17 protein-coding genes and 1 pseudogene are annotated in these 20,220 nt (G+C 72.8%); 6 read left to right on the top strand and 12 right to left on the bottom strand.

The window, feature by feature from the left end:
- Positions 1 to 45: 45 nt before the first annotated feature.
- Entirely contained in the window at positions 46 to 1,194 is a 1,149-nt protein-coding gene (locus tag V2W30_RS02700; protein ID WP_338693322.1) for an aminoglycoside phosphotransferase family protein, read from the bottom strand.
- A 235-nt stretch (positions 1,195 to 1,429) separates the two neighbouring features.
- Between V2W30_RS02700 and V2W30_RS02695 the strand changes: the two genes are divergently transcribed.
- Positions 1,430 to 2,920 carry a hypothetical protein gene (locus V2W30_RS02695; RefSeq protein WP_338693320.1) on the top strand — a complete coding sequence of 497 codons (1,491 nt, stop codon included), beginning with the start codon at positions 1,430 to 1,432 and terminating at the stop codon, positions 2,918 to 2,920.
- Positions 2,921 to 3,039: 119 nt separating this feature from the next.
- On the opposite strand, the gene V2W30_RS02690 is transcribed toward V2W30_RS02695, so the two are convergent.
- Entirely contained in the window at positions 3,040 to 4,404 is a 1,365-nt protein-coding gene (locus V2W30_RS02690; protein WP_338693318.1) for a PP2C family protein-serine/threonine phosphatase, read from the bottom strand.
- 342 nt (positions 4,405 to 4,746) lie between these two features.
- On the bottom strand, positions 4,747 to 5,760 hold the full coding sequence (locus V2W30_RS02685; protein ID WP_338693316.1) for a LacI family DNA-binding transcriptional regulator: 1,014 nt from the start codon (positions 5,758 to 5,760) through the stop codon (positions 4,747 to 4,749).
- Positions 5,761 to 5,933: 173 nt separating this feature from the next.
- Here V2W30_RS02685 and V2W30_RS02680 point away from each other — a divergent pair, with 173 nt between their 5' ends.
- On the top strand, positions 5,934 to 7,181 hold the full coding sequence (locus tag V2W30_RS02680) for a cytochrome P450 (RefSeq protein WP_338693314.1): 1,248 nt from the start codon (positions 5,934 to 5,936) through the stop codon (positions 7,179 to 7,181).
- A gap of 32 nt (positions 7,182 to 7,213) precedes the next feature.
- Here V2W30_RS02680 and V2W30_RS02675 read toward each other — a convergent pair whose 3' ends face one another.
- The 6 genes and pseudogenes from V2W30_RS02675 to V2W30_RS02650 all read right to left on the bottom strand — a co-directional run.
- Positions 7,214 to 7,762: a DinB family protein gene (locus tag V2W30_RS02675; RefSeq protein ID WP_338693312.1), complete on the bottom strand. Its 549-nt coding sequence runs from the start codon at positions 7,760 to 7,762 to the stop codon at positions 7,214 to 7,216.
- A 74-nt stretch (positions 7,763 to 7,836) separates the two neighbouring features.
- Complete coding sequence (locus V2W30_RS02670; RefSeq protein WP_338693310.1) at positions 7,837 to 8,736, bottom strand: TIGR03619 family F420-dependent LLM class oxidoreductase; 900 nt, start codon at positions 8,734 to 8,736, stop codon at positions 7,837 to 7,839.
- A 51-nt stretch (positions 8,737 to 8,787) separates the two neighbouring features.
- Positions 8,788 to 9,003 (bottom strand): DUF5999 family protein, encoded by a 216-nt coding sequence (locus V2W30_RS02665; protein WP_338693308.1) that lies wholly within the window; start codon positions 9,001 to 9,003, stop codon positions 8,788 to 8,790.
- A gap of 83 nt (positions 9,004 to 9,086) precedes the next feature.
- Positions 9,087 to 10,715, bottom strand: a complete 1,629-nt coding sequence (locus V2W30_RS02660) for an alpha-amylase family glycosyl hydrolase (RefSeq protein WP_338693305.1) — start codon at positions 10,713 to 10,715, stop codon at positions 9,087 to 9,089.
- A 70-nt stretch (positions 10,716 to 10,785) separates the two neighbouring features.
- Positions 10,786 to 11,004, bottom strand: a complete 219-nt coding sequence (locus V2W30_RS02655; protein ID WP_338703447.1) for a universal stress protein — start codon at positions 11,002 to 11,004, stop codon at positions 10,786 to 10,788.
- A gap of 131 nt (positions 11,005 to 11,135) precedes the next feature.
- A pseudogene (locus V2W30_RS02650) lies at positions 11,136 to 11,651 on the bottom strand (universal stress protein); the annotation flags it as partial.
- 213 nt (positions 11,652 to 11,864) lie between these two features.
- Here V2W30_RS02650 and V2W30_RS02645 point away from each other — a divergent pair.
- The 3 genes from V2W30_RS02645 to V2W30_RS02635 all read left to right on the top strand — a co-directional run bounded on the left by V2W30_RS02645 (position 11,865) and on the right by V2W30_RS02635 (position 13,999).
- Positions 11,865 to 12,485: an Rv1733c family protein gene (locus tag V2W30_RS02645; RefSeq protein WP_338693304.1), complete on the top strand. Its 621-nt coding sequence runs from the start codon at positions 11,865 to 11,867 to the stop codon at positions 12,483 to 12,485.
- Positions 12,486 to 12,727: 242 nt separating this feature from the next.
- The gene (locus V2W30_RS02640; protein ID WP_338693303.1) at positions 12,728 to 13,195 is read left to right on the top strand and encodes a cyclic nucleotide-binding domain-containing protein; all 468 of its coding nucleotides are present in this window, start codon (positions 12,728 to 12,730) and stop codon (positions 13,193 to 13,195) included.
- Between the two features lie 105 nt (positions 13,196 to 13,300).
- The gene (locus V2W30_RS02635; RefSeq protein WP_338693302.1) at positions 13,301 to 13,999 is read left to right on the top strand and encodes a response regulator transcription factor; all 699 of its coding nucleotides are present in this window, start codon (positions 13,301 to 13,303) and stop codon (positions 13,997 to 13,999) included.
- Here the strand turns inward: V2W30_RS02635 and V2W30_RS02630 are convergent.
- On the bottom strand, positions 13,996 to 15,774 hold the full coding sequence (locus V2W30_RS02630) for a GAF domain-containing protein (protein ID WP_338693300.1): 1,779 nt from the start codon (positions 15,772 to 15,774) through the stop codon (positions 13,996 to 13,998). The two genes, V2W30_RS02635 and V2W30_RS02630, sit on opposite strands and share 4 nt — an antisense overlap.
- A 77-nt stretch (positions 15,775 to 15,851) precedes the next feature.
- The gene (locus V2W30_RS02625) at positions 15,852 to 18,224 is read right to left on the bottom strand and encodes an ATP-binding protein (protein ID WP_338693298.1); all 2,373 of its coding nucleotides are present in this window, start codon (positions 18,222 to 18,224) and stop codon (positions 15,852 to 15,854) included.
- A gap of 294 nt (positions 18,225 to 18,518) precedes the next feature.
- On the opposite strand from V2W30_RS02625, the gene V2W30_RS02620 reads away from it, so the two are divergent.
- On the top strand, positions 18,519 to 19,226 hold the full coding sequence (locus V2W30_RS02620; protein ID WP_338693296.1) for a PP2C family protein-serine/threonine phosphatase: 708 nt from the start codon (positions 18,519 to 18,521) through the stop codon (positions 19,224 to 19,226).
- A gap of 46 nt (positions 19,227 to 19,272) precedes the next feature.
- Here V2W30_RS02620 and V2W30_RS02615 read toward each other — a convergent pair whose 3' ends face one another.
- Positions 19,273 to 20,163, bottom strand: a complete 891-nt coding sequence (locus tag V2W30_RS02615; protein ID WP_338693294.1) for a LysR family transcriptional regulator — start codon at positions 20,161 to 20,163, stop codon at positions 19,273 to 19,275.
- Between the last annotated feature and the right edge of the window lie 57 nt (positions 20,164 to 20,220).

Here is a 20,220-nt window from a genome sequence, read left to right as displayed (position 1 = left end):
GGCGCGCCGTCTTCCTCCCGGGCGCACCGCGGATCGTCGTCCCCGTCAGCGAGTGCCGACTGCCGCACGCACCGCCTTCCTGGCCATGTTGCAGTCGTCGTGCAGGCGGCGCAGCAACAGCCGCTGCTCCTCGCCGGACGGCGCAGCACCGGGGTGGGCCTGACTCGGTGCCGCCGGGGTCTGCTCGTGCATCGAACGCTGCACGGCGGTCTCGTACGTACGGATCTCCCGCGTCAGTACGAGCATCAGGTTGACCAGGAACGCGTCACGCGACGCCGGTCCACCGGACTGCGCGAGCTGGCTGATCTGACGGCGCGCCACCGGGGCGTCGCCGAGCACGGCCCACAAGGTCGCCAGGTCGTAGCCCGGCAGGTACCAGCCCGCGTGCTCCCAGTCCACCAGCACTGGACCGGCCGGGGAGAGCAGCACATTGGACAGGAGGGCGTCGCCGTGGCAGAACTGGCCCATGCCGCCACGGCCCGACGCGTGCGCGATGCCGTGCAGCAGCTTCTGAAGGTCTCCCATGTCGCGGTCGGTCAACAGACCCAGATCATGGAACCGGTTGATCCGCTCCGCGTAGTCCAGCGGCGCGTCGAAGGTGCCCGCCGGGGGCCGCCACTGGTTGAGCCGGCAGATCGCGCCGAGCGCGGCGCGCACATCCGCTCGCGGCGGTGCCTCGGCCGGGTGGCGCTGCAGGGCCGCCACCCGACCGGGCATCCGCTCGATCACCAGCGTGCCGTTGTCCGGGTCGGCCGCGATCAGACGCGGGACCCGCACCGGCGGCCGGTGCCGGACGAACGAACGGTATGCGGCTATCTCGTGCCGGATCCGCTCCGCCCACACCGGGGAGTGGTCCAGTAAACACTTGGCGACGGCGGTGCTGCGTCCTGTCGTGCCGACGAGGAGTACGGAGCGAGGGCTGCGGCGCAGCACCTGCACCGGATGGAACTCCGGGCAGATCCGGTGCACCGACGCGATCGCCGTACGCAGCTGGGCGCCCTGAGGGCCGGACAAGTCGAGTCTCCCGCTGAGCGGTTGCGTGCCGAGCCCCGGCACACGCCGAGTCCTGCCGACGCCACCGAGCGCCGGGGAGGCGGTCCGCGCGGGGTCGAGGTACGGGCCGCCGCCGACCGTCGGACGAGCGGGTCGCAGCGGCCGGGGCGGGGCGGACACGGAGGACGATGCTGTGTACATGGGCGGTACAGATCCCTTCGTGTGCCGACGAGTTGCACGCGCCGCCCGGCCCGGCCGATTCGGTAACACCCTGGGGAATGCCCCTGCGGCGACCGGGTCGGGGTGGCGCATTCCTACCTGACACCCGAGGGCCACGGGCACAACAGCTGGCGCACCCTGGCGAACCCTGGCGAATAGTCGCTCAGCAACTGACAGAGGGCTACTGTCAACTTCAGCCGAGAACCTGGGGGCTTACGTGAACGGACAACCCAACACCCGCCTGAACGACCTGTTCGGCCTGGCCGGCTGGTCCAAGGGGGAGCTCGCGCGACTCGTCAACCGGCAGGCGGCGGCCATGGGCCACGCACAGCTGGCGACCGACACCTCGCGGGTACGGCGTTGGATCGACATGGGAGAGATCCCGCGCGATCCGGTGCCTCGGGTGCTGGCGGCTCTGTTCACCGAGCGACTCGGCCGTGTCGTGACCATCGAGGATCTCGGTCTTGTCCGACACGGGCGCGCGGGGAAGCGGCAGGGCGGCGGGAGCCTGGAACCTCAGGGTCCCGACGGAGTGCCGTGGGCGCCCGAGCGGACAGCTGCGGTCCTCACCGAATTCACGGGAATGGACCTCATGCTCAACCGACGCGGCTTGGTGGGCGCGGGTGCCGCGCTCGCCGCGGGTTCCGCACTCAGCAGCGCCATGCACGACTGGCTGCACACCGACCCGGCCCTCGCGGCCGACGCTCCCAGGACCGACGATCCCCTGCACGCCGACCCCGCTGGGTTCGACCGCTACGAGGCCGCCCCCATCGGGTCGCAGGAGATCGAGGAACTGGAGCGTTCGGTCGAGGTCTTCCGGGCCTGGGACGCGTCCCGCGGCGGCGGGCTGCAGCGCAAGGCAGTCGTGGGCCAGCTCAACGAGGTCGGTGGGATGCTCTCCTACCGACACCCCGACCATCTCCAGCGGCGCCTGTGGGGCGTCGCCGCCAATCTCGCCGTCCTCGCGGGCTGGATGTCGCACGACGTCGGCCTGGAGCCCACGGCCCAGAAGTATTTCGTCATCGCCGCTCATGCCGCACGTGAGGGCGGCGACCGGCCGCGCGCCGGGGAGGCCCTCTCGCGGGCCGCCCGTCAGATGGTGCACCTCGGCCGGCCCGACGACGCACTCGACCTGATGAAGCTCGCCAAGTCCGGTTCCGGGGACGAGGTACTGCCCCGGACCCGGGCGATGCTCTACACCATCGAGGCCTGGGCACAGGCGTCCATGGGCAAGGGGCAGGCGATGCGCCGCACGCTCGGCGAGGCGGAGGACCTCTTCGTCTCGGACAAGGGCGACGTGCCACCGCCGAGCTGGATGCAGATGTTCGACGAGGCGGACATGCACGGCATGCAGGCGCTCGCCTACCGCACGCTCGCCGAGCACGAGCCGGGCGCCGCCGTCATCGCACAGCGTCACGCCCATGAGGCGCTCGCGCTGCGGGCCGGTGGCCGGGACCGGTCGAAGATCTTCGACCATCTCTCCCTGGCGTCGGCGTGCTTCATCGCCGACGACCCCGAACAGGCGGACCGGTACGCGCGGTTGGCCCTGTCGTCCATGGGGTCGAACTCCTCGCACCGCACCTGGGACCGGCTGCGCGAGATGTACCGGCTCACCGGTCAGTACGCGGGCTACCCGAAGATCGAGGACCTGCGGCACGAGATCAAGCTGGCCCTGCCGAGGAGCAGCGGGAAGAAGCTCCAGGCCTGAACCACCTCACCCACGAGCCATGGCAACCACGAGCCATGGCAACCACGAGCCCTAGGTGCGTACGTGCTGTAGGCACGCACGAGCTGTAGGTACCTGGGAACCGGACAGGAACCAGTACGTCAGGATCCGATCCTGGCGATGAGTACGCAGGCGTCGTCCTCGCGCTCGTCCGCGGCGAACTCGTCCATGACCACGCGTACAGCGTCGTGCGCGTCCCGGGCGGTGGTCAACCGCGGTGCCAGTGCGAGCAGTCGCTCCGCGGTCGGCTCGGTGTGCCCCGCGGCGAGCCCGTCGGTGTGCAGCAGCAGGACATCGCCGCCGCGCAGGGTCTCCTCGGGTGGCGTGAGCGCACGCCCGGTCCCGTCGCGGAACAGCAGCGGGGTGGGGCGTCCCGCCTGCGCCCACGCCAGCGTGCGGGCCGCCGGGTCGTACCGGCAGCACAGGGCGCTGCCCAGCGCGGGCTGGGCGGAGGAGGCGAGGAGGTGATCGAGGCGGCCGAGCAGCTCGGCCGGCGGCGTGCCGCACAGGGCCATGCCGCGGACAGCGCCGAGCAGCATGGCCATGCCGGAGGTGACGGCGACGCCGTGCCCGGTGAGGTCGCCGACGGTCAACAGGGTCTGCCCGTCGGGCAGTTCCAGCGCGTCGAACCAGTCGCCGCCCATCCGGGCGCCGGTGGAGGAAGGGAGGTGGCGGGCCGCGACGTCGAGGCCGCCGGGACCGCCGTGCGGGAGCCGCAGGGAGCCACGCCACGGCGGCAGCACGGCTTCCTGCAACTCGACCGCGAGCCGGTGCTCGGTCTGCGCGATGTGCCGCTGGCGCTGGAGCGAGTCACGGGTCTCGCTCACCGCGCGCTGGCTGCGCCGCAGTTCGCTGACGTCACGCACGACCGCCCACATGGCGGCCGTCGAACCGTCGGCGTCGAGCACGGGCTCGCCCATCATGTGCACCGTGCGCACCGTGTCGTCGGGGCGAACGACACGGAACTCCCCGTCGATCGGCTTGCCGTCGATCAGGCAGTCCGTGACCATCGCGGTCAGCTGCGACTGGTCGTCTGCGTGCACCATGGCGGGCAGCTCGTCGAGGGTCAGGGCGGGGGCGGACGGGTCACGGCCGAGGATGCGGTACAGCTCTCCCGACCAACTCGCCTCGTCCGTGAGCAGGTTCCACTCGGCGCTGCCGACGCGGCTGAGCAGCGACCCGGGCTGCGGGTCGGTGACCGGGCGCTGCTCGGGGAGCGTCGTGCGGGTCGCGGGGCCGTCGCGCAACTGGGCCAAGTGCCGGTCCAGATCGCTGAGTTGATGCACCGCCAGCTCGTACAGGGCGCGCTGCCAGCGGGCCTCGGGATCGGTCTCGTCGCTCACCGATTCCCGGCGCACCGCGTCGACATCGCCGAGCAGCCGACGCGTCTGCGAGATCAACGCGTCGACCGGGCCGCGCTCCGGCGGCTGGCCGGCGGGGCGGTCCGCGAAGACATGGGACGGCATGACGAACTCCGATGCAGGCACTGGTGGCCAAGGCTGACGGAAGGACCGTGACGACGACGGCGAAGAGGCCGTGACGACGGGCCGGTACCGACTTTGGCACAGGCCGCCTGGCCTCGTAAGGCATTTCGCCATACACGATGCGGTGGTGCTTCTGGCATATGCCATTGTCCTCGGGAGGGGCGATTCCAGGCTCTCCGCTCGAACGAATGCCCGGTTGTGGCGTATGCCGGGCTCATACGTGCGAAGAGACGGGACCGGCCGAACGTCGTAGAGGCCCTACGTCGGTGGGTGGGGCCGGAGCCTTGTGTCCGCGCATGCCCCGGGACCGCAAAAAGTGAACCGTCACGAGGCCGTCGGGACCTGCGCCGTCGAGCCGCGCACCACCAGCTCGGGCTCGAAGAGCAGTTCGCCCGGTGGCACCGTGCCGCCCTGGATCTGCGCGACGAGCAGTTCGACGGCGGCCCGGCCCATCGCCTCGATCGGCTGGCGCACCGTCGTCAGGGGCGGCTCCGTGCAGTTCATGAACGCCGAGTCGTCGTAGCCGACCACCGAGACGTCCCGGGGGACCGAGAGGCCGGCGCGCCGCGCGGCCCGTACGGCGCCGAGGGCGAGGGGGTCGCTGGCGCAGATGATGCCGGTGATGCCCCGGTCCACCAGGCGGGCGGCCGCGGCGTGCCCGCCCTCCAGGGAGAACATCGCCCGCTCCACCGCGTCGTCGGGCAGGGCGCCGCCGGCCGTGCGGGCCGCCGCGCGGGCCGCGGCGAGCTTGCGCCCCGAGGGCACGTGGTCCTCCGGGCCGAGGACCAGGCCGATGCGCTCGTGTCCGAGCGAAGCCAGGTGGCGCCACGCCTGTTCGACGGCGACCGCGTCGTCGCAGGCCACGCACGGGAAGCCGAGCCGGTCGATGGACGCGTTGACGAGCACCACCGGCACCTTGCGCTCGGCGAGCCGCTGGTAGTGGCCGTGCTCGGCGTCCGCCTGGGCGAACAGGCCGCCCGCGAACACCACACCCGACACCTGCTGTTGCAGCAGCAGCTCGACGTAGTCCGCCTCGGAGACGCCGCCCTTGGTCTGGGTGCACAGCACCGGCGTGAGGCCCTGCTGGGCGAGCGCGCCCCCGATCACTTCCGCGAACGCGGGGAAGATCGGGTTCTGGAGCTCGGGAAGGACGAGACCGACGAGGCGGGCGCGCTCGCCGCGCAGCTGCGTCGGACGCTCGTAGCCGAGCACGTCCAGCGCGGTGAGGACCGACTGCCGGGTGGCCTCCGAGACGCCGGGCTTGTTGTTGAGCACCCGGCTGACCGTGGCCTCGCTGACTCCGACCTTCTTCGCCACCTGTGCAAGTCTGCGCGTCATGAACGCAAGATTAGCGCAAGAATTGCGTTCCGTTTGCGTGCTGACGGCACTTCGTCGCGGCCCCGTGAGGCCGTCCCGCGTCGTCCGCCCGGTCTTCCGGTCAGTCGTCCGATCAGGGGGCGCGGCACCGGTCCCTGCGTGCTCCGGCACGGGCCCGGGGAAGGCATGCCCGCGTGACCGACAACACCGTACGTGAGGACCCGACGGCGACGACAGGGCCGGGCGACGCACCGTCCGTGCGGGCCTGGGCCCTGGACGATCTGCCCGAGCTCACCTTCGATCCGCTGCTCGCCGACGTCCTGAGCCGGGAGCCGGTGGCGCGGGTGCGCATGCCGTTCGGGCAGGAGCGCGACGCCTGGCTCGTCACCCGGTACGCGGACGTGCGCCTGGTGACCTCGGACCCGCGCTTCAGCCGGGCCGCGCTCGTCGGCCGCGAGGTCAACGGGATGATGGCGCACCGCGTCGCCGCCACCGTCGGCCTCAACTACGCGGATCCGCCCGAGCACACGCGGCTGCGCAAGGTGATGACGAAGGCGTTCACCGGCCGCACCATGAAGGGCCTGCGCCCGCTCGCCGAGCACACGGCGGCCGGGCTGCTCGACGCCATGGAGGACGCCGGTCCGCCCGCCGACCTCGTCGCGCACCTGCACGGACCGTTCCCGCTCGCCGTCGTCAGCGACCTCCTCGGCGTGCCGGCCGAGGACCGCGACCGCCTCGCCGACTGGCCCGACGTGATCCTGTCCGCGGGCCCCGGGCCGAAGTCCAGCGAGGCCGCCAAGGAGCGGATGCGGCAGTACATCGTCGAGCTGCTCGCCTCCCGTACCGGCAGTATGGACGACGACCTGGTCTCCGTGCTCGCGCGCGCCCAGGACGCCGGCGACCTCAGCGAGGCCGAGGCGGTGTCCCTGGCGACCGCCGTCCTGGTCAGCGGCGCCCACGCGGTCCGCAACAACAGCGCGAACATGGTCTACACGCTGCTCACACGGCCCGAACTCGCCGAACGGCTGCGCGCCGAGCCCGCGTTGCTGCCGCAGGCGGTCGACGAACTCCTGCGGCACATCCCGCACCGCAACGGCGTGGGACTGCCCCGGATCGCCACCGAGGACGTCGAGGTCGGCGGTGTCCTGATCCGCGCGGGCGAGGCCGTGTACGCCTCCTACCTGGCGGCCAACCGCGACCCCGACACCTTCCCCGACCCGGAGACGATCGACTTCGACCGCACCGGCACGGCGCACGTCTCCTTCGGGCACGGCCCGCACCACTGCATCGGCGCGATGCTCGCCCGCATGGAGTCCGAGGTCATGCTCGGTGCCCTGCTCACCCGCTTCCCCCGGCTACGCCTCGCGGGTGACCCGGCCGACACCCGCTGGCAGAGCAAGGGGTTCATCCGGGGCCCGCAGGCACTGTGGGTGACGTGGTGAGAGCCGGGACCCCGGCTCTCGGACGCCGGTGCTCAGCCCATGGTCTTGGCGCCGTCGATCGACTCACGAATGATGTCGGCGTGGCCGCAGTGCTGGGCGGTCTCGGCGACGATGTGCATCAGCACCCGGCGCACCGACCAGTGCGTGTCGGTGAACCACGGCGCCTTCGGCAGCTCGTGCACGGTGTCGAGGTCGGGCAGCGTGGCCACCAGATCGTCGGTCGCGCGGGCCGTCTCCTCGTAGGCGGCCAGCACGCCGGCCAGGGTCTCGCCCGGCAGCATCCGGAACTCGTCGGCCCGCCGGGCGTAGTCCTCCTCCGTCAGGGTCGTGAAGTCCGGCATCGCCGACGCGCCCTTCACCATGAAATCCGCCCAGCCCCGCTCGACCGACGTCACATGCTTGACGAGACCGCCCAGACACAGCTCGCTCGCCGTGGTCCGCTGCCCGGCCTGCTCGTCGGTGAGGTTCTGCGTCGTGAAGCGCAGGAAGTGCCGCTGCTTGGCCAGCGCCTCCAGCCAGTCGGCGCGCTCGCCGGTGACGGCCGGGGTCGCGGGCGCGGTGTTCGTCTCGTCGGTGGTCATGGTCTCCGCCTTTCGGTGGTGCTGTTCCGTCGGTGAAGACCACGCTAAGCCGGAATTAGGTCAGATGCTGTCCTCTATCGGCGGCCGAGCACCTTGTCGTTGAGGAGATCCCACACCCGCCGGTCGTCCTCGGCCGTGCCCCGCGCGGCCGGATCGCCGGGATAGGTGTCGAACAGGATGTGCGTGGCCCCGAGCTCCTCCAGGGCCGCCACGTCCGCGCGGACCTGGTCGACGCTGCCGTGGCCCAGCGGGCGGTCCGCCGTGTCGGGCAGGGCGGACCCCAGGGCCAGTTGGACGCGCGGCGTGAACTCCGGCACCGGGCGGCCGGCCCGCTCCGCCTCCTCGGCGAGCCGGGGCAGCTTCTCGCGCAGGGCCGTGAGCGTCGGACGGAACGGGTGCCAGGCCTCGCCGAGCCGCGCGGCTCGGCGCAGCGCCGCGGCGGAGTCGCCGCCGACCCATACCGGCAGGTGCGGCCGTGTCGCGGGCGCGGGCGCCGTCCGCACGGCGTCGAACGACACGTACCGGCCCTCGAAGCTGCACGGATCCCGCGTCCACGCGGCCCGGATCGCGGTGAGGTACTCGTCGGTGATCGCCCCGCGCTCCTCGAACGGCACGCCCAGCGTGCGGTACTCGGCGGCGGACCAGCCGACCCCCGCGCCGAGGATGAAGCCGCCGTCGGTCAACTGGTCGATGTTGGCGGCGAGTCGGGCCGTGTGCAGCGGATGCCGGTAGGGGATCACGGTGATCGTGGTGCCGAGGGTGAGGCCCGGCACCCGGCCCGCGAGATGGGCGGCGAGCACGAACTGGTCGTAGAAGGGGGCCGGGTACACCGCGTGCACATCGGGGGTCACCGCGATGTGGTCCGAGATCATCGCGAAGGTGAAGCCGAGGTCACGGGCTTCCGTGGCCTGTCGGACGAGGCTCTGGGGGGTCGTGCCGGAGCCGAAGTTGAGGAGGTTGACGCCGTATCGCATGCCCCGCAGTGTTGATGATCTTGAGTCGGGCGTCGAAGCGGGGCGATCCTTTCAGGCCGCGAGCGCGGTGGCCGCGACGGGCGCCGCCCAGGACGGCCGTACGGGTGCGTGGGCGCCGCCGCCCGGCAGCAGTTCGCCGGTGTCGTCGAAGACGATCGTGCCGTTGCACAGCAGGCTCCAGCCCTGCTCCGGGTGGGCGGCGACGGTTCGGGCCGCGTCGTGGTCGGGGCGGTCGGCGGACGGGCACGGCGGCTGGTGGGAGCACATGGGGAGCCTCCTGGCGGGCGGTTCACAGCGGGTCGTTCCGCACTGAGTTCGACACCGCATACGACGCCGGTCGGGGCTGGTACTCATCGGTCGGCGCCCTCGTCCGGTCCGGCCAGTTCGAACACGCCGTGTCCGAAGCCGCTCGCCTCGACCGCGGCGCCGTCGGCCGCGATCCGCACCCCGGACACCTCCACCTCCCGCACCCCGCCCAGCAGGCCCGCCGTGCCGCCCGCGGACCAACTCGTCGGCGTACGGGCCGGGTTGACGACCACCAGGAAGCGGTCTCCTCGTACGTAGACGAAGGGGTAGCCCTCGTGCAGCACGTCGACGGGGGAGTCGTGGCCGAATGCGGGGTTTGCGGTACGCAGGGCGACGAGACGGCGTACGAGATGCAGCAGCGATGCCTCGTCCGCGCGCTGAGCGGCGACCGAGGGGCGGTCCGGGGCGGGGTCCAGCGGCAGGTAGAAACGGTCCTCGGGGGCCGTGGAGAAGCCCGCGCCGGGGCTGTCGTCCCACTGCATCGGGGTGCGCGAACCCGCCCGGTTGTAGTGCGGCCCGAGGACGCTGCCCTCCCGGTCGGGCAGGCCCGGCATGTACCGCATGCCGATCTCGTCGCCGTAGTAGATCGCCGGGAGCGTCGGCCAGGTGAGCTGGAAGGTGAACGCCGCCGGGAGCTGGTCGGCCGTGCGGGGGCCGCAGTTGAGGCGCGAGAAGTCGTGGTTCGACGTGGGCAGGGCGATGAAGCCGCCGTCGCCGATCGCCGCCCGCGCCGCGCGCCACGCCTCGACGAACGGTCGCGGCGAACCGGCCCCCGACGCGTCGAAGAAGCAGTCCAGCGGATCCCACGCCGTGTCGCGGGTGCCCGCGCCGTTGTTCCACAAGGAGCGCATCGCCAGCCCGTTCGCCGGACCGCCGAACTGGAGGAAGAAGTCGGCGTGGAAGCCCGCGGGCACCGACACCGCCGGATCGCCCCACTCCGACAGGAGCACCGCCTGCGGGTGGGCCCCGTCCAGCCAGTGGCGCAACCCCGCCCAGAGCGCGGACGTCTCCCGCTTGTCCGGATCGTCCTTGACGAGCGACGCCGCCATGTCGACGCGGAAGCCCGCGACGCCGCGGCGCAGCCAGTGGTCCATGACGGTGCGCAGCGCCTCCCGGTTGGCGCGCGGGCCCTCGGCGTCGACGGGCTGCCGCCACGGCTCGGCCGGACTCTCGCGCGCGTAGCCGAAGTTGAGCGCGGGCTGCGAGGCGAAGAAGTTCGGCAGGAACCCGCCGGGGCGGGTGCCGGGCGAGGCGACGAAACCGTCGGGGACGCCGTGCGACGCCCAGATGTAGCGGTGGTCGGCGGGGTCGTCGGCCGCGGCGCGGAACCACGGGTGCTCGTCCGAGGTGTGCCCGGCCACCAGGTCGAGCAGCACCCGGATGCCGCGCCGGCCGGCCAGGTCCACCAGCTTGGAGAGATCGTCGTCGGTGCCGTAGCGCGGCGCCACCGTCAGGTAGTCGGCCACGTCGTAGCCCGCGTCGCGGAACGGTGAGGCGAAGCACGGGTTGAGCCAGACCGTGTCGACGCCGAGCCAGGCCAGATGGTCCAGGTGGTCGGCGATGCCGGCGAGGTCACCGATGCCGTCGCCGTCCGAGTCGGCGAACGACTGCGGATAGATCTGGTAGAAGACGGCGTCGGACAGCCAGGCGGGGGCAGGGCGGAATGCGGTCATGGCGGTCGACTCCCTCTCGGCGACGGGTCGGTGCATGCCTACCCATGTACGCCGCTGTCGCCCGCGGTGCTCAGGAGTGCGGGACGACCGCCACCGGGCTCGTCACGTGATGCACCACCGAGTGCGCCGTGCCTCCGAGCCGGGTCAGGTCGACGCGCCGGCCGACGACCGTGAGGCTCGCGTCCGTCGACGCCTTGAGGAGGTGGTGGCTCGGCTGGCCGTACAGCAGGCGCTCCACCACGGGCACCTCCGGGTACTTGCCGCGCCACGCCCGTACCGCGCCCGACAGGGCCCTGCGGCGTTCGTCCTCGCGGCTCGCCGCTTCGCCGGGCAGTCCGCTGCCCGCCAGCGGCCGCGCAGCGGCGGCACCGTCCAGGCGTGCAGCGCGTGCAGCGGAGCCCCGCGCGAGGCCGCGGCCTCGAACGCGTACGACAGGAGTTCGTCGGCGGGCTCCGTCACGTCCAGGCCGACGACGACGGGCCGGTACCCGGACCCGTCCGGCGTCCGCTCGTCCCGGGGAAGGCCGCCGGCCCGCACCAGGACCACCGGGCGGACGGAGCGCGCGGTCACCGTGAGCGCGACCGACCCGACGAGGAACCCGGAGTACCCCGAGAACCCGCGCGAACCGAGCGCCAGGAGCTCCGACTCCACGGCCACCCCGAGCAGCGCGGTGATCGCGGGCGGTGGAAGGCGTCGCGCCAGGATCTCCAACTGCGGGTAACTGTAAGCGAGTTGGAGCGCGACCCGGTCGAGGACGCTGCGGCTCGGCAGGTCCACGTCCCGGGGTGCGGGCGCGGCGGGGTGCCCGCCGTCGTCGGCGTGCACGAGCCGCAGCGGCAGTCCGCGCCGCAGTGCCTCGCGCGCGGCCCAGTCGGCGGCGTGCAGACTCTCGGGCGAGCCGTCCGTGCCGACGGTCAGTACGCGCGTACTGGTCATGAGGAACCTCTCGAACGGCGGGGTGACGAGCTGTGTGTCCGCGACGGGTGCCACGCTCCGCGACGCCCACGCGTACACCCGCCGGGGAACCCGGCGTGCGCGGGGTGCGAGGGGGAGCACCGTCCCACCCCGAGCGCCCCCGGGGGGAGGGACGGACCGGCCCGGCGCCCGGGGTCGTTCGGCCCCTGTGCCGGGCAGCCGCGTGGAGCGAGCGTGAGCCGTACACCGAAGTCCCGGGAGGCGGCGATGACGACGATCAGGCCCGGCCGGCGCTTACGGGGGAATCCCCTGAGCCGCAGGTCCGACGTGCTCGAAGCGTGGGCGGCGCTGCTCCTGGGCGTCCTGGGATTCCTGGTGGCCCCCGTCGCCGGAGCGGCGAGCGGCTGGTCCGCGCACGCCGACGCGGTCCATCAGGCCCGCGTCGAGGCCGCCGACCGCCACTTCGTACGGGCCCGGCTCGTCGAGGACGCACCGGCGGCCGTGCCCGCGGCGAACGGCGCGGAGCTCAACCAGACCTACCCCGTCCGGGTCCGCTGGACCGACGGCGGGGGGCGTCCCGTCACCGCCCGTTCGTCCGTCCAGGCGGGTCTCGACCGGGGCAGTGCCGTCACCGTCTGGCTCGACTCGCGCGGCGCCGTCACGAAGGCGCCCATGGACACCGGGGACATCTGGACGCACACGTTCGCCGCGGTCTTCCTGGTGACCGTGACCACCGCCGCACTCGCGGGTGTCGCCCTGGTCGTCCTGCGCCGTGTGCTGCGTCGCGGCAGGCTCGCCGCGTGGGAGCGCGAATGGGCCCGCGTGGGCCCCGGCTGGTGCAGGCGCCCGGCCTGAGGTCCCGCCGTCGGACCGGGTGTGCGGTCGCCGACGGGATCCGACAGGCCCCCTGGCCGGAGCCGTTCGGCCCCTGTGCCGGACGGCCGCCACCGGCGATGGTCTAAGCAGTGCACGACGGCACCGGCGGGCACCCCGACCGCCACCAGGGCCATACGCCGACCCACGAGGCCCGCAGGGGGAGATCTCGCCGGAGGGAAACGTTCCCTCGCCGTCGTGCCTTCTCCGGAAGGAGGCCGTCCATGATCACCACGGCCCCGCGCATGAGCCAGGCGCTGCCCGAGGAGTACCGCGGCAGGCTGGTGCGCATCGCCCGCGAGGTGACCTTTCCGCAGGGCGTCCGACTCTTCGAGGAGGGCTCGCGCGCCGACCGCTTCTGGGTCGTGCGCAGCGGCAGCGTGGCTCTCGACCTGCGGGTGCCCGGCCGACGCGCGCCCGTCGTCGAGTCCCTCGGCCGCGGCGATCTGGTCGGCTGGTCCTGGATGTTCCCGCCCTACGCGTGGCAGCTCGGCGCCCAGACCGAGACCCCGGTGCGCGCCCACGAGTTCGACGCCGTCACGGTCCGGCTGATGTGCGGCTCCGACCCCGAGCTCGGCGCTTTCGTCGCCCAGTGGGTCGGCGGGGTCCTCGCCCACCGGCTGAGCGTCACCCGCTCGCGGCTGTTCGACCTCTACGCGCCCTACGGCTCGGATCTGCCCCTGACCGGATGAGCTCCCACGCGGTACCGACGGCCGTACCGATCGGGACCGTTCGGCCCTGGCGGATCACTCGCGGCGGCCTCAGGATCTAGGGACCATCACATCCGAGGGGGACGTATGTCTCAGTCACGTGGCTTCTCGGCGGACCGTCCCGTCCGCATCCTCCTCCTCGACGATCACGAAGTGGTCCGCCGCGGCCTGCGTGACCTCCTCGGCGCCGAACCCGACATGGAGGTCGTCGGCGAGGCGGCCACCGCCGCGCAGGCCATCGCCCGGGGGCCCGCGCTCCGCCCCGACGTCGCCGTCCTCGACGTCCGTCTGCCCGACGGCGACGGCATCACCTGCTGTCGCGAACTGCGCGTCCTGCTGCCGGAGTTGAGCTGCCTCATGCTGACGTCGTTCGACGACGACGACGCGCTGCTCGACGCGATCATGGCGGGGGCGGCCGGATACGTCCTCAAGCAGATCAAGGGCTCCGACCTGGTCTCCGCGGTCCGCACCGTCGCTTCGGGGCAGTCCATGCTCGACCCCGCGACGACCGCGCGGCTGATGCGCAGCCTGCGCGGACCCGAGAACGCCGAACCGACCGACGACGCCCCCGTCGGGGACGGGATCGCCGAACTCACCGCACGCGAACGGGAGATTCTCGCGCTCGTGGGGGAGGGGCTGACCAACCGGCAGATCGGGCAGCGGCTCTACCTGTCCGAGAAGACGGTCAAGAACAACATCTCGCGGCTGCTCGCCAAGCTGGGCGTCGAGCGCCGTATCCAGGCGGCGGTCCTGGCGAGCCGACTGCCACCGGCCGAGCCGCGCTAGGGCGGGCCCGAAGGCTGCTCGGCCGGGGCGGTGGGCTCGGCGGGACCGGGCGGATCGGTCAGGGGCACGTGCCACTCCAGGCGCGTGCCGCCGCCGTCGCGGGCCGTGGTGGTCAGGGTGCCGCCGCGCCGCGTGGCCCGCGCCGCCAGGTTCGCGAGGCCGCTGCGGTGCCCGTCCTTCGCGTCCGCGATGCCCACGCCGTCGTCCTCGACGGCCAGGGTCACGGCGCTGTCCCGCACCGAGAGGGCCACTTCGACCGACGACGCGGCCGCGTGCCGCGCCACGTTGGTCAGGGCCTCGCCGAGCACGGCCAGCACGTCGTCGGCGACCGCGCCGGGTACGTCCACGTCGATCAGGCCCTCCATGCGCAGCGCCGGCGTGAAGCCGAGGACCTGGGCCGCCTCCTCCACCGCCCGGACCGTGCGCACCCGCAGCCCGGCACCGGACTTCGGCGCCTCGCGCTCGCGCAGGCCGAAGATGGTCGACCGGATGATCTTGATGGTGGTGTCCAGATCGTCCACCGCCCGCATCAAACGCTCCGCGGCCTCCGGGTGCTGCACGAACCGCTGCGCGCTCTGGAGCGTCATGCCCGTCGCGAACAGCCGCTGGATCGCCAGGTCGTGGAGGTCGCGGGCGATGCGGTCGCGGTCCTCCAGGAGGCTCATCTGCTCCGCGTCGCGGCGCCGTTCCGCCAGCTCCAGGGCGAGCGCGGCCTGCCCGGCGAAGCTGACCAGAGGCGTCAACTCGGCCGCCGAGAAGGGTGTTTCCTCGGCGCGGCGCGCCAGCATCAGCACCCCGCGCATCCCGTCCCTGGTGCCGATGGGGACCGCCACCGCGGCGCCGAGCCCGTCCCAGCGGGAGGGCTGGTACGTGATCCGCGGATCCTTGCGGATGTCGTCCGAGGTGACGAGCTCGCCCGCGGCCAGCGCGGCCCCCGCGAACGTGCCCGTACGCGGCAGCCGCACATCGTGGTGCGCGGCGGCGCTGCGGCCCAGCGCCAGCGACTCGTGCAGTTCGTCGCGGCCCGGGACGACGAGCGCCACCACCCCGAGGTCCGCGGTCGCGATCTCGCGGGCCCGCTCCACCATCATCCGCAGCACCTGGGTCTCCTCGGTGCCCGACAGCAGGCTCCCGGTGAACTCGGCGCTCAACCGCATCCAGCGCTCCCGCAGTTGCACCTCCTCGTACAGGCGGGCGTTCTCGATGGCGACGCCGGCCGCCGCGCCCAGCGTCTGGAGGACCGCCAGGTCCTCGTCGTCGAAGTCGCCCTCACCGCGCTTCTCCGTCAGGTACAGGTTGCCGAACACCGCGTCGCGCACCCGGATGGGGACGCCGACGAAGGTGTGCATCGGCGGGTGGTGCGGCGGGAACCCCGACGAGGCGGGATGGTCCGCGAGTTCGGACAGGCGCAGCGGCTCCGGGTGCCGGATCAGCTCACCCAGCAGTCCGTGCCCGGACGGCAGATCGCCGATCTCGGTGCGCAGCGCGTCACTGATGCCCACCGGCAGGAACTGCGACAGCTTGCGCCGGTCCTCGCCGATCACGCCGAGCGCGCCGTACTCGGCGTCGACCAGGACCACCGCGGCCTCCACGATGCGGCGCAGGACCTGCGACAGGTTCAGCTCCTGTCCCACGGACAGGACCGCCTCCAGAAGACCCTGGAGGCGGTTACGGGTGCCACGCACGGCGTCGATGCGCACCTGAAGTTCTTCGAGCAGTTCGTCGAGCCTCAGCCGCGGCAACGGCCCGGGACCCTGTGCACCGTCCTCGCCCATCCGACCTCCGTGCGAACTCGGGTGGCACGTCCTGTGCTTCACGTTAGCGGCTACCGGTCCCGTGTTGACCTGCTTCGTCACACCTCAGCTGGCGGAACGGGGGCGTCCGCCGCGGTCCTGTCGTGCAGGGCGGCGATCTGAGCACGCGAGGTGAAGCCGAGCTTGGTGAGGATGTGCTCCACATGGGAGTCGACCGTCCGCTTCGACACGACGAGCTTCGCCGCGATCTCCCGGTTCGTCAGGCCCGCGCTCACGTGTGCGGCGACCTGGCGCTCGCGGGGCGTCAGTCCGTCGTCGGGGCCGGAGCGCTGCGGCGGGACGTCGGGGGCGAGCGAGGAGTCGTCGGTGAGCGCCAGGTCGACCACCACGTCCAGCGGCAGCCCGCCGCCCTCCTCGAACGAGTCGTGGTACCCGTCGGCGCCCAGCGCGGAACGGGCCTGCGCCGCCGCCTCGTGGTGCAGTGCGTGCAGGACGGGGATGCCGAACCTGGCCTCCTTCGCCGACCTGCGCCACAGGGCGTCCGCGGCGCCCTGGAGCACCGCGACCCGTTCGAAGTGCCGCAACCGGGCCGCGTGCCAGGCCAGACCCTCCGCGAACTGGGCGAGCCCCATCAGGTCGTGCAGTACCGCCTTGCTGCGGATGCCCTCCCGGGCGCACTCCACGGCCGCCTCGTGATCGCCCATCAGCCACAGGCCGACGCTCTTGACCCACAGCGCCCAGCCCCGCGTCCACTGCTCGGCGGGATGTGCGGCGCCCCGGGCCAGCGAGTCGTCGCACCAGCCGATGCCCTTCTCGTGGTCACCGGCCAGGATCAGCATGAACCCGCCGAAGAAACCGAGCATCCGCAGCCCTGTGTCGTCGCCGAGGACCGCCATCTGCGACCGGGCCTCCTCGAAGTCGGCGGCGCAGTCCTCCATGCGGCCCAGGAAGTACCGGCGGTGCGCCTGGAAGGCGAGCGTCCACGCGGCACCGGACTTGTCGTCGATCCGCGCGGCGATCCGCTCGGCCTCCTTCAACAGGTCCTCGTTGTCGCCGCGTTCGCCCTGGAGGTCCATGTACCAGCTCGTCAGCCAAAGGGCCTTCACGCGTACGGGCGTCTCGTCACGGCAGCCCTCCAGGGTGCGCCGCAGCCAGTAGCGGCCCTCGGTGAGCAGCCCGCACGCGTGCCAGTAGCCCCACAGGGCCGTCGCCATCTCCAGGCCCCGGCAGTGGTGCGCGGGCGAGGCCACGCAGTACTCCAGGGCGCCCCGCACATTGGCCCGGTCGCGGACGAGGGCACGCAGCAGCGGGATCTGCGAGTCGCCCGTCCACTCCTCGTCGAAGGAGTGGGCCACGTCCAGGAAGTACGCGAGGTGGCGGCGCCGGGCGCGATCCTCGTCGCCGAGCGCCGCGAGCCGGTCGAGACCGAACTCCCGGATCGTGTCGAGCATCCGGTAGCGGGTGCCCTCCGGGGTCTCGACCCGGACCACGACCGACTTCTCGACCAGGCCGATCAGCGCGGTCAGCACGTCGTCGCCCGGTAGCTCGCCCCCGTCGCCGGACTCGTCCTGGTCGGCGCACACCGCCTCGGCCGCCTGAAGACTCAGCTCCCCGGCGAAGACGGACAGCCGGGCCCACAGCAGCCGCTCCGCCGGTGTCGACAGATCGTGGCTCCAGCCGATCGCCGTGCGCAGTGTCTGATGCCGTGGCACCGAGGTGCGCCGACCGCCGGTGAGCAGCCGGAACCGGTCGTCGAGCCGGGTCAGCATCTCCTCCAGGGACAGCACCCGCAGACGCGAGACCGCGAGTTCGATCGCGAGTGGAATCCCGTCGAGGCGACGGCACAGCGCCAGCACATCGGCCCGGTTGTCGTCGCCGACCGTGAACCCGGGAACCGCCGCCGACGCCCGGTCCGCGAACAGGGCGAGCGCGTCGCAGTCCCGCCCGTCACCCCCGTACGCGGGATCGGGCACGCTGAGCGGACCGATCGCCAGGACGTGCTCGCCGGCCACGTCCAGCGGCTGCCTGCTCGTCGCCACGATGCGCACCCCGGGTGCGGCGCGCAGCAGTTCGTCGCAGAGCATCGCGCACGCGTCGACCAGGTGCTCGCACGTGTCGAGCAGCAGCAGGAGCTCCTTGTCCTCCAGATAGTCGGCGATCACCTCCAGGGCGGGCCGCGCGGTCTGCTCCGGCAGGTCGAGCGCCGTGGCGACCGTGTTCGTGAGCAATTGCGGATCGGTGAGCGCGGACAGCTCCACCAGATGCACCCCGGACGGGAACGCGTCGCGCAGCTCGTGCGCCGCGCGTACCGCCGTCCGCGTCTTGCCGACGCCGCCGGGCCCGGTGAGCGTGACGAGGCGGGCCCGGCGCAACATGTCGGCCAACTGCGTCAGCTCGCGGCGCCGCCCGACGAAACTGGTCGCCTCGGCGGGCAGTTCACCTGACATGCGGCGGCCGGAACTGCGGTTCATGGGGGGCTTCACTCCGTACGATCGCGGGCTGCTGCGGCGATTCTCGCGCCGTCACGTTAGACGGATCCGGCCACCTTCGGCGCCGCTTCCCCTGATCACCGGGTGCCGGATCGCGAGCCGTGGGAAACTACGCCCTCGTTCCGGCGATTCCGAGGGTTCCGCGTGCATCGCGTGCACACTTCGGGGAAACCGTCACACCCCGCGTCCGGCTGACTACACTTCCCGGGCATCGCGCCGGTCGCGCCACGATCCGTCCCCCCGCAGCGCTCCTGCGGTTCCCCTCGGAAGGCCCTCATGAGCACCCGTCCGACCTCTGCCGCTCCGTCGCCGGAGACGGTCGGTACGCTGACCGTCAGCGTCCGCAGGCTGTCCTCGTCGGGCGTCCCGGACGGCTCGGGCGGCGACGTCCACGGGGCGGTCGCGACCCCGTTCGGGACCCGGCTGCTCATCGGCGACGTCATGGGCAAGGGCCCCGAACTCTCCCGCACCGCCGACACCGTGCTGGAGGCATGGAGTCGACTCGCCCAGCACCAGCGGTCGTTGGAAGCGGTCGCGGTGAGCCTGCACTCGCTCGTCGCGCACTCGGACGAACCCGACCGGTTCGTCACCGCCACGCTGGTCACCGTCGCCCCGGACGGCTCCGCCGAACTCGTCTGCTGCGGGCACCCGCCGCCACTGCTGCTGCGCGGCGGGGGCGCCGTACCGGCCGCCGTGCCCGCTCCCGCGCCGCCGCTCGGCCTGCTCGACCTGGCCCACGGCTGGTGCGCCGCGCAGCCGATACCCCGGACGGCCTGGGACCGGATGCTGCTGCACACGGACGGGGCCGGCGAGGCCCGCGACGGCGACGGCGTCTTCTACCCGCTCGCGGAGCGCGCCGCCGAGCTGGAACCCGTCCCGCTCGCCACCTTCACCGCCGCGCTCGCCGCCGATCTGCTGCACCACGCGCGGGGCCGCCTCCAGGACGACGCCACACTCCTCGCGGTGGAGACGGCGCGCGAGTAGCCCGTTCATCTGCCGCCCGGGTGCAGCCCTGGCTGCCGTGACGCGCTCAACTCCCCACCGAGGCAAGGAAAGCGGCCGCCGCGGGGGAGCAGCGGGCCGCGCTCCACACCATCCGCTCCTCCCGCACCGGGCCGTCCCGCACCGGCACCACCGCGAGCCGCGGCAGCCGGGGCACCAGACGCGACGGCAGCAGAGCGATGCCGAGACCGCCGCGCACCAGGTCGGCCACGAAGTCGAGCCCCTTCGCCTCGAACGCCACCTCGCGCCGCAGACCGGCGGCCGCGAAGGCCTCGTCGGTCTGTGCCCGCGCCGCGAGGCCCGCCGGGAAGTCCACGAACGACTCGTCCGCCAGCCGCTCCAGAGGCACCATCGCGGCCGCTCCGTCCGCCACCGCGCGGGCCAGCGGATGCTCCGGGGCCGTGACCACCACGTGCCGGTCCACCACCAGCGTCCGGCTGCCGAGCCCCGGTTCGTCCGTCCGGAACGAGGGCTGCACCCCCAGGAACGCCACGTCGAGCGTCCCCTCCCGCACCCCGTGCAGCAGCGCTTCGCTCATCCCGTCCACCAGTCGCATCGCCACCTGCGGGTACGCCGCGTGATAGGCGCGCATCAGGCCCGGCACGTCCACCGCCGTGACCGTCGTGATCGCCCCGAGCCGTAGCCGGCCCCGGATCTCGCCGGTCGCCGCCGCCACCTCGGCCCGCGCCCGTTCCGCCGCTTCCAGGGCCTGCCGCGCCGCCGGCAGGAACGCCTCGCCCGCCGGGGTCAGCCGCACCCGCCGACTGGTCCGCTCGAACAGCCGGGCCCCGAGCTCCTTCTCCAGCTTGCCGATCTGATGGCTCAGCGCCGACTGCACCACCAGGCAGCGCTCGGCGGCCCGGGTGAACCCGCCCGTCTCGGCGACGGCGACGACGTACCGCATCTGCTGCAACTCCATACGATCCATCGTGTTCCACGATCATTCGCATGACAAGGATGTGTTGGACTCATGAAT

Origin of the sequence: Streptomyces sp. Q6, assembly GCF_036967205.1 — a bacterium.
GTDB classification, from domain to species: domain Bacteria; phylum Actinomycetota; class Actinomycetes; order Streptomycetales; family Streptomycetaceae; genus Streptomyces; species Streptomyces citrinus.
Note: the sequence above shows the minus strand (reverse complement) of the source record. Positions and strands in the feature narration are given on the sequence as shown.